Source organism: Kosakonia sp. SOY2, from assembly GCF_027109175.1.
Lineage (GTDB): Bacteria > Pseudomonadota > Gammaproteobacteria > Enterobacterales > Enterobacteriaceae > Kosakonia.
Map to the genome: position 1 here is coordinate 1 of NZ_JAPVXH010000011.1, position 13,872 is coordinate 13,872.

Here is a 13,872-nt window from a genome sequence, read left to right on the forward strand (position 1 = left end):
AGCAACTGAGCACATCCCCGGGAACTTACATAAGTCAGTGACGGGGTAAGTGAAAGCAGCCAGCACCGCTGCGGCGTGAAGGCGAAGGTAATCCTTACCAAAGCATTTCGCGTTGCAGCAAGGCGGCAACCGAGCGCATCCCCGGGAGCTTACACAAGTAAGTGACCGGGGTAAGTGAAGGCAGCCAACACCGCTGCGGCGTGAAAGGCGAAGGTAAACATTGCCAGAAGAGGCGCGTTACCCAGGCACACGGTGTTCGAAGCGCCAGGCTGATGAAAACACCTGAGGGGGAGTAACGCCGAGATAACAAAGCGCCTGGCAGCGTGCGTTATCGGCTACAGGGGCTGAATCCCCTGGGTTGTCACCAGAAGCGTTCGCAGTCGAACGTTTCATGTCCGCAGACGTTACGGAAAGCGGGCAGACAAGGTGGAGCACTTCTGGGGAAATCGTAGCTGTTTATCGCTCTGCGCCCACCCCGTTTTTCGCTCTTTCCTTGTGCCATGGCTGAATAGAGAATCCCCTGACACGAGGTTGTTATGACTAGTTTCGTTGTCGCCAAATTTGGCGGCACCAGCGTTGCCGATTTTGATGCCATGAACCGCAGTGCGGACGTGGTGCTTTCCGATACCAGCGTCCGTCTGGTGGTGCTTTCCGCTTCCGCAGGGGTAACCAATCTGCTGGTTGCGCTGGCCGAAGGGCTGGAAGCCAGCGAGCGTTTCGTCAAGCTCGACGCTATCCGCAAAATTCAGTTCGATATTCTGGAACGCCTGGCGAACCCGGCGGTGATCCGCGAAGAGATCGAGCGCCTGCTGGAAAATATCACCACGCTTGCCGAAGCCGCATCGCTGGCGACATCCACCGCGCTAACCGACGAACTGGTCAGTCATGGCGAGCTGATGTCGACACTGCTGTTTGTGGAAGTGCTGCGCGAACGCAACGTACAGGCACAGTGGTTTGATGTACGCAAAGTGATGCGCACCAGCGACCGTTTTGGCCGCGCTGAACCGGATGTCGCCGCACTGGCGGAACTTGCCGGGCAGCAACTCGCGCCGCGTCTGAATGAAGGGCTGGTGATCACCCAGGGCTTTATCGGTAGCGAAGCCAAAGGCCGTACCACCACGCTTGGTCGCGGCGGCAGCGATTATACCGCCGCGCTGCTGGGCGAAGCGCTGCATGCCTCACGCGTGGATATCTGGACCGATGTTCCGGGCATTTACACCACCGACCCGCGCGTGGTGCCCGCCGCGAAACGCATTGATGAGATCGCCTTTGAAGAAGCGGCAGAAATGGCGACTTTCGGCGCGAAAGTGCTACACCCCGCCACGCTGTTGCCCGCAGTACGCAGCGACATTCCGGTTTTTGTCGGCTCCAGCAGAGATCCGAAAGCCGGTGGCACGCTGGTGTGCAACAACACCAGCAACCCGCCGCTGTTCCGCGCACTGGCGCTGCGCCGCAAGCAGACCCTGCTCACACTGCACAGCCTGAATATGCTGCACTCCCGCGGTTTTCTTGCCGAAGTGTTTGGCATCCTAGCGCGTCACAATATCTCGGTTGATTTGATCACCACCTCGGAAGTGAGCGTGGCGCTGACGCTGGACACCACCGGTTCAACGTCAACCGGCGACACCTTATTAACCCAGGCGCTGCTGACCGAGCTTTCTTCTCTGTGCCGGGTGGAAGTGGAAGAAGATTTAGCGCTGGTGGCGATTATCGGCAACGATTTGTCGAAAGCCTGCGGCGTGGGTAAAGAGGTGTTTGGCGTGCTGGACCCGTTTAATATCCGCATGATTTGCTATGGCGCATCCAGCCATAACCTCTGCTTCCTTGTACCCGGAAAAGAGGCCGAGCAAGTGGTGCAAAAACTGCATCATAACTTGTTTGAGTAATTCCTCCCCGTTTGCGGCTGAGAGCAAAAAGCCCGGCGAATCACCGGGCTTTTTCTTATGCCATCACCGTCTGGTACAGCAACGCGTCGAGATCGCTGACTTTGCCGCTGCGGCTTTCCGGCAGCGCATCTGCGATTTCGCCGCGCGCCAGCTCGTCGCCGATAAACGCATGTAGCAGCGGACGTTGCGCACCGTATTGCGCTTCGCCGGCCCGCTGTTTTAACGCCAGCAGCTCATCAATTTCCGCCCGTAATGGCGCGTCGAGATCGCTGCCTGCCAGCAACGAAGCGAAACGCATTGGCGGCATGCCTTTACCCGCTTCTATCCAGCGCACCGCCAGCAGCGGACGCAGCACGTAAAAGTACTTTTTCAGCCGTACCTGTTCACCCTGCAAATAGCCGCGAAAGTTCTTTTTCGCCATCGAATAGTAGTGCCAGCGCGCTCTGACCGGCGAAAACCAGTGCGGCACCTGCACACGCAACGCGGCGAGCGTGGCGTCATCCTGCTGGTAAACGATCGGGGAATCTAACCATTCGATTAAGGCCGGGTTAGCGCTTTTCAGCAACCCCAGCGCTTTGCGCCACTCCCACCCGCAAACGTCCAGCTCATCGTCTATCGGCAGTTCTATCACATCACGCTGCGGCTCGACGCGCAGATACCAGTCCGGTTGATGCACATACAGAAAGCGCACATCGTAATCGCTGTCCGGCGAAGCGAAACCCCAGCCGCGGCTACCGGATTCGCAGGCGTAGAGCACTTTCACGCCGTAGGTGTGTTCTACATCGTGTAACACCTGCCGCACGCGCCCACGCATGGCGACATCAACGCCTAAAGATTCCATGATTACTCTCCTTCTTATCCTTTCACACACACCACCTGCCGCAGGGTATGTACCACTTCCACCAGCGAGTCCTGCGCGGCCATCACCGCGTCGATATCTTTGTAAGCCATCGGGATCTCATCGATCACCTCGCTGTCTTTACGGCACTCTACATGCGCAGTGGCGCGTATTTGATCTTCCACGGTGAAGCGTTTTTTGGCCGCTGTACGGCTCATGGTGCGCCCTGCTCCGTGGCTGCATGAGCAGAAGCTCTCTTCATTTCCCAGCCCACGCACGATAAAACTTTTCGCGCCCATCGAGCCGGGAATAATCCCCATCTGCCCTTTTTGCGCGGAAACCGCGCCTTTACGCGTCACCAGCACCTCTTCACCAAAGTGCGTCTCTTTTTGCACATAGTTATGGTGGCAATTCACCGCTTCCTGCCGGGTGATAAACGGTTTGGTCACAATGCGCGACAGCGCCGCCAGTACGCGCGACATCATCACTTCACGGTTATGGCGGGCGAAATCCTGCGCCCACTCGACCGCTTCCAGATAGTCGTCGTAGTGCTTGCTGCCTTCCTGGAAATAGGCCAGGTTTCGGTCCGGCAAATTGGCGATATGCTGCTGCATATCCTGCTGTGCGAGCGTGATAAACACGTTACCGATGGCGTTACCCACGCCGCGCGAGCCGCTGTGCAACATCACCCACACGCGCTGCTGCTCATCCAGACACACTTCGATAAAGTGGTTACCGGTTCCCAACGTTCCCAAATGTTGATGGTTGTTGGTTTGCAACAAGCGCGGGTATTTATCCGTCAGGCGCTTAAAGCGCGGCGCAAGCAACGCCCAGTGGCTATCCACCTCTTGCGGCGGTTTTTCCCACGCGCCTTTATCACGTTTCGACCGGTTCACCGAACGTCCGTGCGGCACCGCCTGCTCAATGGCGCTGCGCAGCCCGCCGAGATTATCCGGCAGATCCGCCGCCAGCAGCGAGGTGCGCACGGCAATCATGCCGCAGCCGATATCCACGCCAACCGCCGCCGGGATAATCGCGCCTTTAGTCGGGATAACGCTGCCGATGGTTGAACCTTTCCCCAGATGGACATCCGGCATCACGGCCAGATGTTTGAAGATAAACGGCATTTTTGCCGTATTCAGCAACTGCTCACGCGCTTCGGGTTCCACCGGCACGCCGTGCGTCCACATTTTCACCGGCGCGCTGTTCTCCTGTGCCAGCAGTTGATAGTCGTTATGCTGCATCATGACTTCCTTTGATGTTAACAAGGCCGTGCAATACCTGGTCGAGGCCACCGAAGACCGAGATCTTATCGATGCGCTCCGCCACACGCTCCAGCGTTTCTAACTCTTTAAGTCGCAACGCCACCGGGTTGCTCTCCATCACTTTTGCCGTGTTCAGTAACGAACGGGTCGCTGCGGTCTCTTCACGACGGCGGATAACATTGGCCTGCGCTGATTTCTCCGCTTCCACTAAGCGCGACAGGATCGTTTTCATCTCACCGGGTAGGATGATGTCTTTCACCCCGAGCGACGCCACTTCAATACCAAATGCCGCCATGCGATTTGCCACCTGCACGCTCACTAACTCATCGATTACCTGCTTATCTTCCAGCAACTCATCCAGCGTGCGCGTGCCCACCGCTTCACGCAGGGCAAACTGCAATTCGCGGTAGAGGTGATCCAGCGGTTTGCTCAGTTGGGCAAAGGCGCTTAATACATCGGTGTAACGCCAGTTCGCCGCCAGGTTCAGCCGTAAGGTGACTTTATCTTTGGTCAGGATCTCCTGGCCACTCACTTCCAGCACTTGCAGGCGTAAGTCCACCACTTCGGCTTCCACCAGATGGTTTACTTTCCAGTAGCCGCTCAATCCCGCCGGTAACAGCGCCTGCGTCACGCCATCGACTTTTAAAACGCCCGCGTGCCAGGCCGGAACCTGCACCGCCAGGATCGCGTCGCGACCTTTTACCGTCACGCTGCGTTTGGGTTGCGCCACGGCGTTAAGGATCTCCGTGGGGACCTGTACATCGCGGGTATCGATGCGTACCAGTTTCAGCGCGTCATCCGCTTGCCAGTAAAGACGGCGCGTTGAAGGCGGCAGGATCTCCAGCAGCATGCCGTTGAGATAAAGCGCACCGGCCTCGTTATCTGTCATATCGGCCACCAGGCAGTAACGCTCCACCCACTGCGGCTGGAAGCGGCGCAAATACTCCGCCAGACCGGCAGCCACTTCGCTGCCATCGGTATTCACCACCAGCACGTCAGGTTTGTTGAACCACGGCAGGCGGTGCTCGCCAGTTTCCAGAACCTGGATGTAGTCACCCTCTTTTGCCAGTAAACCTAATTGACCTTTACGTATTGTGATTTTGTTGGTCATAACGATCTCCTTAAATAGTTAGCCTTAACGACCGCGGATGCAGGGGCGAAACCGCAGGGGAAACAACGTCTTGCCTGCCGTCCGGCGCCGTTACCGGCGGTCGTTGGGGGTAATCATCAACAGCCCGACTACCGGGATACTGCCTGTTTATCTCCACAGATAAGGTGGCGAATCCGGGATTCGAACCCGAAAAAGAACCGACTTTTCGCAAGTGTCTTTCCACTGACGGAACGCCCCCCGGAAAACGTCTCGTGCCGTTCCTGGTGCGCCGGCGGGGTGCGTACCCCCTGCTACCTCAGCGTGCTGACGTAATAGTTATTGCCAGAAGCGTGCCAGAATCCGAAAAAAGCAAATAAATTTTTTATCCACCTGAAAAATAATGCTTTTATTTTTCACATGGTTTACTGGCATTGCGGCAGCGATGATTATTTTTTATCTTTAAATATCGATTTTTATCTTGTGGGATAAGCATGAAGCGTCGGGTGGTAATTGGTGTACTGGGAACGGTGCTGGATAAACGTGGCAAACGGCAAAACCGCTTTCGCAAATGGCGACCCACCGTGGGCTTATGCCAGCAGCCAGATTTCGCTGTCGACAGGCTTGAGCTGCTGCACCAGCCGCGCGATGAAGGGCTGGCGCAACAGACGGCGGAGGACATTGCCCTCGTCTCGCCACATACCGAGGTACGCAAACATGCGGTGATGATTAAAGATCCGTGGGATTTTGAAGAGGTGTATGCCGCGTTTCTCGATTTCGCTACCCGTTACCCGTTCGATACGGAAAATGAAGAGTACCTGGTGCATATCACCACCGGGACGCACGTCGCGCAGATCTGCTGGTTCCTGCTGACCGAAGCCCGTTATCTGCCCGCCAGCCTGTTGCAGACCGGCCCGGCGGCGAAAGGCGCTGCTGACGAAGCAATAGCTGCCGGCGTCTGTTCGGTTATCGATCTGGATTTAAGCCGTTACGCCACGCTGACCAGCCGTTTTCAGCGCGAACAGCAGCAGTCGGTGTCGTTTCTGAAATCCGGCATTGATACGCGTAATGCCACCTTTAACCGCTTAATCGAGCAAATCGAAGGCGTATCGCTGCGCTCGACTGCGCCCATTCTGCTGACTGGGCCAACCGGTGCGGGAAAATCGTTTCTGGCAAAACGCATCTTTCAGTTACGCCAGTCCCGACATCTGGTGCAGGGGCGTCTGGTGGCGGTGAACTGCGCCACGCTGCGCGGTGATAATGCCATGTCGACACTATTTGGCCATGTGAAAGGTGCATTCACCGGCGCACAACAGGCGCGTACCGGACTGCTACGCGAAGCCGATGGCGGCGTACTGTTCCTCGATGAGATAGCCGAGTTGGGGCTGGATGAGCAGGCGATGCTGCTGAAAGCGATTGAAGAGAAGACTTTTTTCCCCTTTGGCTCCGATAAAGAAGTGCACAGTGATTTTCAGCTGATTGCGGGCACGCACCGGAATATGCAGCAGTGGGTGGCGGAAGGACGTTTCAGGGAAGATCTCTTTGCGCGTATCAATATGTGGACGTTCGCGCTGCCGGGTCTGGCGGAGCGGCGGGAAGATATCGCCCCGAACATTGAGTATGAACTCCAGCGTTTTTCACAGCAGCAGCAGACGCAAATCCGCTTTGATAAGGGCGCACGCGAGCGCTATCTGGCCTTCGCCTGTTCTCCCCACGCGGCGTGGCGCGGCAACTTTCGCGAACTGAGCACGTCAATCGCGCGAATGGCAACGCTGGCGGAACAGGGGCGGATTAACGACGCGTTAGTCGAAGAGGAGGTGCAGCGTTTAGCGCATCACTGGCGTGGGGAATCAGCATTGCCTGACCTGCCGGTGGATATCAGCAAGCTGGATCTGTTCGATCAACGCCAGTTAGAAACGGTGATTGCCGTCTGTCGGCGCAGCCAGACGCTTTCAGAAGCAGGACGTGAATTGTTCGCCATTTCCCGGCAGAAAAAGGCCAACCCGAATGATGCGGATCGTCTGCGCAAATACCTGGCCCGCTTCGGGCTGAGCTGGGAAAGCGTACGCGGCGCAACATAAAAGATCTTCATCATAATTTGTTTGAATAATATTCCTTAGCGCGATAAACAATACCAATGGTCGGGCTCGATCCCCTCCTTAAATACCCTCATTCATTCGGGTTGCAGAACCGTTGCGAACAGCGCTCATCCCCGGGGTGAGACTGCCGGGTTACCGGTGCAGAAATTACGGACGCTATTGGCTTCGCCAGCGCACCTGTAGCCTGAAGAGTGAAGGGTAATAAAAACACAACACAACAATCGCAAGGAATCCCCACATGCTCGCAACTTTCACGCGGCTGTTCCCGTTATGGGCGCTGCTGCTCTCGGTATTCGCCTATTATTTCCCGCCAACGTTTATCGCCATTGGGCCGTGGATTACCACGCTGCTGATGCTGATTATGTTTGGCATGGGCGTGCACTTAAAAATTGATGACTTCAAACGCGTCCTGTCACGCCCGGCTCCGGTTGCTGCCGGTATTTTCCTGCACTATCTGGTGATGCCGCTGGCGGCATGGCTACTGGCGCTGATTTTTAAGATGCCGCCGGATCTCTCCGCCGGGATGGTACTGGTCGGTAGTGTCGCCAGTGGAACGGCATCAAACGTGATGATTTATCTGGCGAAAGGTGATGTCGCGCTGTCGGTCACCATCTCTTCGGTTTCTACGCTGGTGGGCGTTGTCGCCACGCCGCTGCTGACGCGTCTGTATGTCGATGCGCATATTCAGGTCGATGTGATGGGCATGCTGTTAAGCATCCTGCAAATTGTGGTGATCCCGATTGCGTTGGGGCTGGTTGTGCACCACCTGTTCCCGCGCGTGGTTAACGCGCTGGAGCCCTGGCTGCCCGCGTTTTCCATGGTCTGTATTCTGGCGATCATTAGCGCCGTGGTCGCCGGTTCCGCGAACTATATCGCCTCTGTTGGCCTGGTGGTGATTGTCGCGGTGATCCTGCACAACAGCATTGGTCTGCTCGGTGGCTACTGGGGCGGTCGTCTGTTCGGCTTTGATGAATCCACTTGCCGCACGCTGGCGATTGAAGTGGGTATGCAGAACTCCGGCCTTGCTGCGGCGTTGGGTAAAATCTACTTCTCACCGCTCGCCGCGCTGCCTGGCGCACTGTTCTCCGTTTGGCATAACCTTTCCGGTTCGCTGCTGGCAGGCTACTGGTCGGGCAAACCGGTCGACGGGCGTAAAACGGAAGCGGTGAAAGAGGGTTAACTTTACAAGAAATGGCTGCCGCCACAGCCATTTCACTCACCCCGTGATGTGATGGACTGGCTCAATAAACACGTCGGTCGACACATTAAAGCGTTTCGCCAGCGCTCGGATATGGTCGACAGTCAGATTGCGTTCGCCATTAAGAATGCGGCTCACCAGGGAGCGCTGGCCGATTTCATCCCGAAACGAAGACTGATTTAATCCGTGCTGATCCATCAAAACCCGTAAAGCGGCAACACCGCGTGGCAGTGCCGCGATACGCGCGTTAAACGCCGCCAGCTCCGGGTCGTTATTTTCATAGTGCTCTATTTTTGCGGTAAGCAGCGCGGCCAGGGAGCTATCCGGTGCATGCATGAGCAACCGTTCAACCATCTCCAGCGCGTGCTCATACTCCTCTTTGCCGGGGTTATTTCCCAAAAAAGGCACCAGTTTTATCAGCTCGTCAGCGGCCTTGATCGCATCCTCAATCATTCTTTGGTCTCCCGATAATGTTTTAACAATTTGTCATATTCGGCATGGGTCACGATATGTTTGACAAATATTTTTGCTGATTCAAAGTCTGCGAAAAACAGCACCCTCAAATGGTTGCCACCGACATTGATAACCCACCATTTATCCCTGTATTTCATCTTGTCCAGGCTTGGGAACTCTTCTCGCAACGCGTCTGGATTCTGGTAAACAGTGCTTTTCAGGATTTTGTAAACCGCGTCCAGCGCAAGCGTGTGGTTTGGAAAATCTTTAGCCGCGTTATCGAACGGCCTCCTTGATATAACATGCATCGCTCCCTCACACGTTCCATTATGGAAACATCATAACTGCTCTTGAATGTGTTGACAAGATGGAAACATTAGCCGTATTTACCGACTTAAACCTCTTACCGTAAGTGCGTCACCCTACAGGGCAGTACAGGAAAGTCACCCGCTCAAAAACAAATCTGCGAAGCGCCTTCCGGGGTTTATGCATCACCACGCAGACATGCCCCTTTACATCGCGTAGACTCGATGCACTTCCCAAGGAGAACGCTTTATGGCCCTGACCAGACTGACGCAAAAAGAGATGACGGAGAGTGAACAGCGGGAGCTGAAAACGCTGCTGGATCGCGCCCGTATCGCGCACGGACGCCCGCTCAGCAACGCTGAAGCTAATCATGTGAAGAAGGAGTACATCGATAAACTGATGGCGCAGCGCGAAGCGGCAGCGAAAAAAGCCCGCCAGATGAAGAAACAGCAGGCTTATAAACCGGATGAAAATGCCACATTTTCCTGGTCGGCAAACACCTCAACGCGTGGCAAGCGCTAACTAGCGCCCTTTCTTTTTCCTGCCCGGCTGGGTAAAGCGTTTCCCCGCCGGTTTCGCCCGGCTTTTCTCTTCGGGCTTCGCCACTTTTACTGCGGGCTTTTTCGCTGCCTGCGGTTTCGCTTTTGCTTTCGGCTTCGCTTCTGACGATGAGTTCTCAATCAGCTTAAACAGCGCAATCAGCTCGTCGTCGGTCAGATCACGCCACTCCCCCGGCGGCAAGCCAGTGAGACTGACATTCATAATGCGCGTGCGTTCAAGTTTGGTGACTTCATAACCAAAGTATTCACACATGCGGCGGATTTGGCGGTTCAGCCCCTGAACCAGCGTAATGCGGAAGGTAAATGGCGCTTCCCTTTTTACCTTGCATTTTTTGGTTTTGGTGCCGAGGATCGGCACGCCCGCGCTCATACCCTGCACAAATTCGTCAGTGACGGGCTTATTGACGGTCACCAGATACTCTTTCTCGTGATCATTACCGGCGCGCAGGATTTTATTCACTAAATCGCCGTGATTAGTGAGGAAAATCAGCCCCTGCGAATCTTTGTCCAGACGGCCGATGGGGAAGATACGGCTGCTGTGATTAACGAAATCAACAATATTGTCTTTTTCGCCATCTTCGGTGGTACTGACAATACCAACGGGTTTATTCAACGCGATAAACACCAGATCTTCGTCGTTTCTCGGCTCGATAAGTTGACCGTTCACTTTCACAACGTCTCCGGCAACCACCTGATCGCCGATCCCGGCGCGTTTACCATTAATAAAGACATTGCCTTGCTCAATATAACGGTCAGCCTCGCGGCGTGAGCAAATCCCGCTTTCGCTGATGTATTTGTTTAAACGTGTTGATTGGGTTGGCAGCATAAATTCTCCTGTAAAAGCGGAATATAACTGGCTTCGCCGGGAGAGAAAACCGGATTTTCGCCGCGCCAAATCAAATTTGTGCAGTTACGCAGTAAAAGTGTGGGTTTTAGCTACCGTGCCTGCAGGCACGGTACGCGGGTTAAGCGTCGTCGCGCTCGTCGTCTTCATCCGGCTGCTCCAGCACGCTGTAGGCTACCGAGCAGAACAGGGAGTTAAGACGTTTCATGTCGCCCAGCAAACCGAGGTGCAGCGAGCTGGTTTCAATACTTTGCACGTTTTGTTGATGCAGGCGGTCAACGTGCGCATGCGAATAACGGCGGTTCATAATGCGAAAACGGTGTTTGCTGCGACGTAAACGCCGGGCGCTGGTCACGTCACTGGAGAAAAATACCGACATCGCCAGCTTCAGATTTCCCACCAGCCGTTCATGCAACGCATCGAGTTCCTGCAAGCCTTCAACAGAGAAAGCGCGCCGCGCCGCCAGCGATTTGTCGGCGATTTCGCTGCCCATGCGCTCGACAATATCGGAGGCCTGCTCAAGGTTCAGCGACATCTCGATAATCTCCGCCCAGCGTTTCGACTCCTCTTCCGCCAGCTCCTCTTTCGGCATACGCGCCAGATAGAGCTTAATTGCGGTGTACAGCACGTTGATGTCATCGGCTTGCTTGCGCAGCTCCTTCTCCTGACGAGGCTGACCGTGCATGATTTTATGCAACCCTTCGAGCATCAACTCCATCGCATCGCCCATGCGCAAGGTTTCCCGTGCAGCATTGGCCAGCGCCAGCGTTGGCGTATCGAGTGCGGAACTGTCGAGGTGCTTTGGCTTAAGGCGTGTATCCAGCTCTGGCTCTTCCCGAATGATTCGCTTACAAAACTGCGCCATTGGCCCGGCGAAAGGTACCATCGCCAGGCAGCGGATCAGGTTGTAGAACACATGGAAATAGATAACCAGTTCCGCTTCCGGCAAGGGAAGTTTCTGCATTGACGTGGCAAGCACATGCACAAACGGCAGGATAATCAGGCTGCCCACCAGCTTGAACAGCAAACTGCCAAGCGCCACGCGACGGGCGGCAGCGTTAGCGGCGCTGTTATTGAGCATCGCCAGCAGGCCGGAACCGAGGTTGGCACCAATCACCAGACATAGCGCCACCGGGAAAGAGATAATCCCCGCGGTCACCAGCGTTGCTGTCAGCAGCACCGCCGCCAGGCTGGAGTAACTGATAATGGCGAACACCGCGCCAATCAACGCATCAAGCATAATATCGCCGGTCAGCGAGGCGAAAATCACCTGCACGCCATTGGCCTGGGTGATCGGCGTAACCGCCTGCACAATCAGCTCCAGCGCCAGAAGAATCAACCCAAGGCCGATGCTGACGCGCCCAAGCTGGCCTTCGCGCGTCTGTTTACGCCCGAGGAAGAAAATGACGCCAAGAAAAATCAACAGCGGTGATAACCAGGAGAGATCGAACGTCAAGATGCGCGCCATCAGTGCTGTCCCGACATCTGCGCCCAGCACAATCACCAGCGCCGGGGTGAGCGCCACTAAATCCTGGGCGACAAACGAGGTCACCAGCATGGTGGTGGCGTTACTGCTCTGCACCAGCGCAGTCACGCCGATACCCGCGCAGAAGGCGAGCGGTTTCCTTTCGACGCTACGGCTAAGAACGGTACGCAAACGGGCGCCAAAAACGCGCATCACACCGGTACGTACAATATGTGTGCCCCACACCAGCAGAGCCACAGCAGAAAGCAGATGAAGCAAAGTCAGCACAGAATCAGGTTCTCCTTATCGTTATGCGTTGCTCGTTACCGGGAAGATAACGTCAACATTATGAAGTAAGTATAAGGCGTCAATGCGAAGAAAAGCGCAGGGTGCCGGTTAAGCCCCCTGAGAGTTGTAAACAAAAATGACGGTTTTGTGACAGAAGCGAGGGTTTATCGGTTAGCGGGAAACGGCAGGCGCCGTTTGCGGGTTGCCCTGGCGTTTAGCCCACACAACCGAAGCAATTTTGAGCACTTCCGAGAGGACAAACAGCAAAATCGCCCCCCACGCAGCGGTAAAACCGGCAAAATGCATAAACAGTGGAATCAACGCCACTGAGCATTTTAGCGACAACACGCGGGCTATTTCCTGCACGATAAAGAAAATAGTCTGGATGTCTTTTTTAACGAAAAAAGACCAGGCAGAAAAAACCAGCGAGATAATCAGCGCGATATTAATAAAGAACATCGCCTGGATAATTACGCCCATCAATCCATTCACACCCAGCTGTGAATAATTGGTATAAAAACCGCTAATGTCGGAATAAAAAGGAACGTTACCGCCTTGCAGCGAAAAAAACAAATAACTGGCCAGCGCCAGCACGTCCATAATACCCCAAAAAGCAAAAATCTTATTTCTTAAATTCATAATCCTCATCCCTTACGCCTGGAATCCATTGCCATGATTTCCCCGATTGCGTCCAGGCATCATCACCCTCAAGGTATTTCTGATAAACGGTACGCTTTTCACCATAACGCCGGATCACCGAGCGATTATAGAGGATTTCTCGGGTATCCGACGAGACGCTCTCCGGTATTGGTGTCCATAGCTGAATTTTGTCTCGCGAAGTGTTCATATAATCTTTACCGTCGGAGCCAAATACGCGCCCTTGATCGCCCATACTGGTCGCCCGGTTGAGCATCATTACTGCGGCATTTTTGACGCCGTGGAAGTCTGTTTCGCTGGTTTTCCAGTAACCTGGGCCAAACTCCGGGGTCACCGGTACAAAGGTACTTCGGGTCGGGGCGGGTCGACCATGCATCGCCACACTGTCTTTAAATCCGTTCAAAATGGTTCTGATAAACACCGCGTTAAACGACAAGTCTTGGACGCAAAACAGTTCGGCGTTTTCCGCGATAAAGAACGGGTAATAGAAGCGGTTACGTGTGCTGACGTTCGGGCGTACGACCACCACCACGCCTTTATCCACCAGGCTATCAATATGTTTTTCTTTTTGATGACCAAGCGGGTCGTGCGGTAAGCCATATTTAAAACCGTGATGCCGCTTAATCGTATAACCATCGATACTGCCCAAAATATTATTCGGGCTATTCTCGATGAAATATTCCTTTTTAATAATATTCTTTGCGATATCTGGCGCCAGGATATTCTCGTAATCCTTCGGCAAAAGATTTCTTTTTCTTATATCATAAATATCCATTTCATAATACCTAAGTTAAATTTATGACAATTAAATGAACCGCAAAAGAGGAAGCAATCTTGCCGTGTAGTCCGCCTCCATCATACGCATGAAGGGGAAGAAGGGTCTAAGAAAATATCCATTTTTAAGAATGTTCTTAGTTTCAATCTGT

General features: G+C 54.5%; 13 protein-coding genes and 1 riboswitch. Of the genes, 4 read left to right on the top strand and 9 right to left on the bottom strand.

What is annotated here, in order from left to right; all coding sequences use genetic code 11:
* Window positions 1-219: 219 nt before the first annotated feature.
* Window positions 220-445: riboswitch (Lysine riboswitch) on the top strand.
* A 91-nt stretch (window positions 446-536) separates the two neighbouring features.
* On the top strand, window positions 537-1,886 hold the full coding sequence (gene lysC, locus O3S68_RS23765; RefSeq protein ID WP_045511697.1) for a lysine-sensitive aspartokinase 3: 1,350 nt from the start codon (window positions 537-539) through the stop codon (window positions 1,884-1,886).
* 55 nt (window positions 1,887-1,941) lie between these two features.
* Here the strand turns inward: lysC and O3S68_RS23770 are convergent, their stop codons facing one another.
* Genes O3S68_RS23770 through O3S68_RS23780 form a run of 3 tightly spaced genes read right to left on the bottom strand, consistent with a single transcriptional unit; the run spans window position 1,942 to window position 5,100 of the window.
* A complete protein-coding gene (locus O3S68_RS23770) occupies window positions 1,942-2,727 on the bottom strand; it encodes a nucleotidyltransferase domain-containing protein (protein WP_020456097.1) in 786 nt (261 codons plus the stop codon).
* A gap of 14 nt (window positions 2,728-2,741) precedes the next feature.
* Window positions 2,742-3,968 (bottom strand): RtcB family protein, encoded by a 1,227-nt coding sequence (locus tag O3S68_RS23775; protein WP_269232667.1) that lies wholly within the window; start codon window positions 3,966-3,968, stop codon window positions 2,742-2,744.
* The gene (locus O3S68_RS23780) at window positions 3,958-5,100 is read right to left on the bottom strand and encodes a slipin family protein (protein WP_269232657.1); all 1,143 of its coding nucleotides are present in this window, start codon (window positions 5,098-5,100) and stop codon (window positions 3,958-3,960) included. The genes O3S68_RS23775 and O3S68_RS23780 overlap by 11 nt, the downstream gene beginning before the upstream one ends.
* Before the next feature lie 470 nt (window positions 5,101-5,570).
* On the opposite strand from O3S68_RS23780, the gene rtcR reads away from it, so the two are divergent.
* Both rtcR and panS read left to right on the top strand, forming a co-directional pair.
* Window positions 5,571-7,157 carry an RNA repair transcriptional activator RtcR gene (gene rtcR, locus O3S68_RS23785; protein ID WP_269232658.1) on the top strand — a complete coding sequence of 529 codons (1,587 nt, stop codon included), beginning with the start codon at window positions 5,571-5,573 and terminating at the stop codon, window positions 7,155-7,157.
* A gap of 256 nt (window positions 7,158-7,413) precedes the next feature.
* The gene (gene panS, locus O3S68_RS23790; RefSeq protein ID WP_045511687.1) at window positions 7,414-8,355 is read left to right on the top strand and encodes a ketopantoate/pantoate/pantothenate transporter PanS; all 942 of its coding nucleotides are present in this window, start codon (window positions 7,414-7,416) and stop codon (window positions 8,353-8,355) included.
* A gap of 36 nt (window positions 8,356-8,391) precedes the next feature.
* Here the strand turns inward: panS and O3S68_RS23795 are convergent, their stop codons facing one another.
* Entirely contained in the window at window positions 8,392-8,826 is a 435-nt protein-coding gene (locus O3S68_RS23795; RefSeq protein WP_269232659.1) for a helix-turn-helix domain-containing protein, read from the bottom strand.
* Window positions 8,823-9,134 carry a type II toxin-antitoxin system HigB family toxin gene (locus O3S68_RS23800; protein ID WP_269232660.1) on the bottom strand — a complete coding sequence of 104 codons (312 nt, stop codon included), beginning with the start codon at window positions 9,132-9,134 and terminating at the stop codon, window positions 8,823-8,825. Before O3S68_RS23800 ends, O3S68_RS23795 begins: the two co-directional genes overlap by 4 nt.
* A gap of 247 nt (window positions 9,135-9,381) precedes the next feature.
* On the opposite strand from O3S68_RS23800, the gene O3S68_RS23805 reads away from it, so the two are divergent.
* On the top strand, window positions 9,382-9,654 hold the full coding sequence (locus tag O3S68_RS23805; protein WP_017459411.1) for a DUF3811 domain-containing protein: 273 nt from the start codon (window positions 9,382-9,384) through the stop codon (window positions 9,652-9,654).
* Here O3S68_RS23805 and rluF read toward each other — a convergent pair whose 3' ends face one another.
* The 4 genes from rluF to O3S68_RS23825 form a co-directional block, all read right to left on the bottom strand.
* Entirely contained in the window at window positions 9,655-10,518 is an 864-nt protein-coding gene (rluF, locus tag O3S68_RS23810; RefSeq protein ID WP_045511681.1) for a 23S rRNA pseudouridine(2604) synthase RluF, read from the bottom strand.
* Between the two features lie 139 nt (window positions 10,519-10,657).
* Entirely contained in the window at window positions 10,658-12,289 is a 1,632-nt protein-coding gene (locus O3S68_RS23815; protein ID WP_020456088.1) for a Na/Pi cotransporter family protein, read from the bottom strand.
* 171 nt (window positions 12,290-12,460) lie between these two features.
* On the bottom strand, window positions 12,461-12,928 hold the full coding sequence (locus tag O3S68_RS23820; protein ID WP_269232661.1) for a hypothetical protein: 468 nt from the start codon (window positions 12,926-12,928) through the stop codon (window positions 12,461-12,463).
* Window positions 12,912-13,721, bottom strand: a complete 810-nt coding sequence (locus O3S68_RS23825) for a hypothetical protein (RefSeq protein ID WP_240528424.1) — start codon at window positions 13,719-13,721, stop codon at window positions 12,912-12,914. Before O3S68_RS23825 ends, O3S68_RS23820 begins: the two co-directional genes overlap by 17 nt.
* Window positions 13,722-13,872 lie beyond the last annotated feature (151 nt).

Excerpts from the sequence above, each read along its gene's own strand:
- O3S68_RS23800 (WP_269232660.1), bottom strand. The coding sequence starts at position 9,134 with ATGCATGTTATATCAAGGAGGCCGTTCGATAACGCGGCTAAAGATTTT.
- lysC (WP_045511697.1), top strand. The coding sequence starts at position 537 with ATGACTAGTTTCGTTGTCGCCAAATTTGGCGGCACCAGCGTTGCCGAT.
- rluF (WP_045511681.1), bottom strand. The coding sequence starts at position 10,518 with ATGCTGCCAACCCAATCAACACGTTTAAACAAATACATCAGCGAAAGC.
- O3S68_RS23795 (WP_269232659.1), bottom strand. The coding sequence starts at position 8,826 with ATGATTGAGGATGCGATCAAGGCCGCTGACGAGCTGATAAAACTGGTG.
- O3S68_RS23775 (WP_269232667.1), bottom strand. The coding sequence starts at position 3,968 with ATGCAGCATAACGACTATCAACTGCTGGCACAGGAGAACAGCGCGCCG.
- O3S68_RS23820 (WP_269232661.1), bottom strand. The coding sequence starts at position 12,928 with ATGAATTTAAGAAATAAGATTTTTGCTTTTTGGGGTATTATGGACGTG.
- O3S68_RS23805 (WP_017459411.1), top strand. The coding sequence starts at position 9,382 with ATGGCCCTGACCAGACTGACGCAAAAAGAGATGACGGAGAGTGAACAG.
- rtcR (WP_269232658.1), top strand. The coding sequence starts at position 5,571 with ATGAAGCGTCGGGTGGTAATTGGTGTACTGGGAACGGTGCTGGATAAA.
- panS (WP_045511687.1), top strand. The coding sequence starts at position 7,414 with ATGCTCGCAACTTTCACGCGGCTGTTCCCGTTATGGGCGCTGCTGCTC.
- O3S68_RS23780 (WP_269232657.1), bottom strand. The coding sequence starts at position 5,100 with ATGACCAACAAAATCACAATACGTAAAGGTCAATTAGGTTTACTGGCA.
- O3S68_RS23825 (WP_240528424.1), bottom strand. The coding sequence starts at position 13,721 with ATGGATATTTATGATATAAGAAAAAGAAATCTTTTGCCGAAGGATTAC.
- O3S68_RS23770 (WP_020456097.1), bottom strand. The coding sequence starts at position 2,727 with ATGGAATCTTTAGGCGTTGATGTCGCCATGCGTGGGCGCGTGCGGCAG.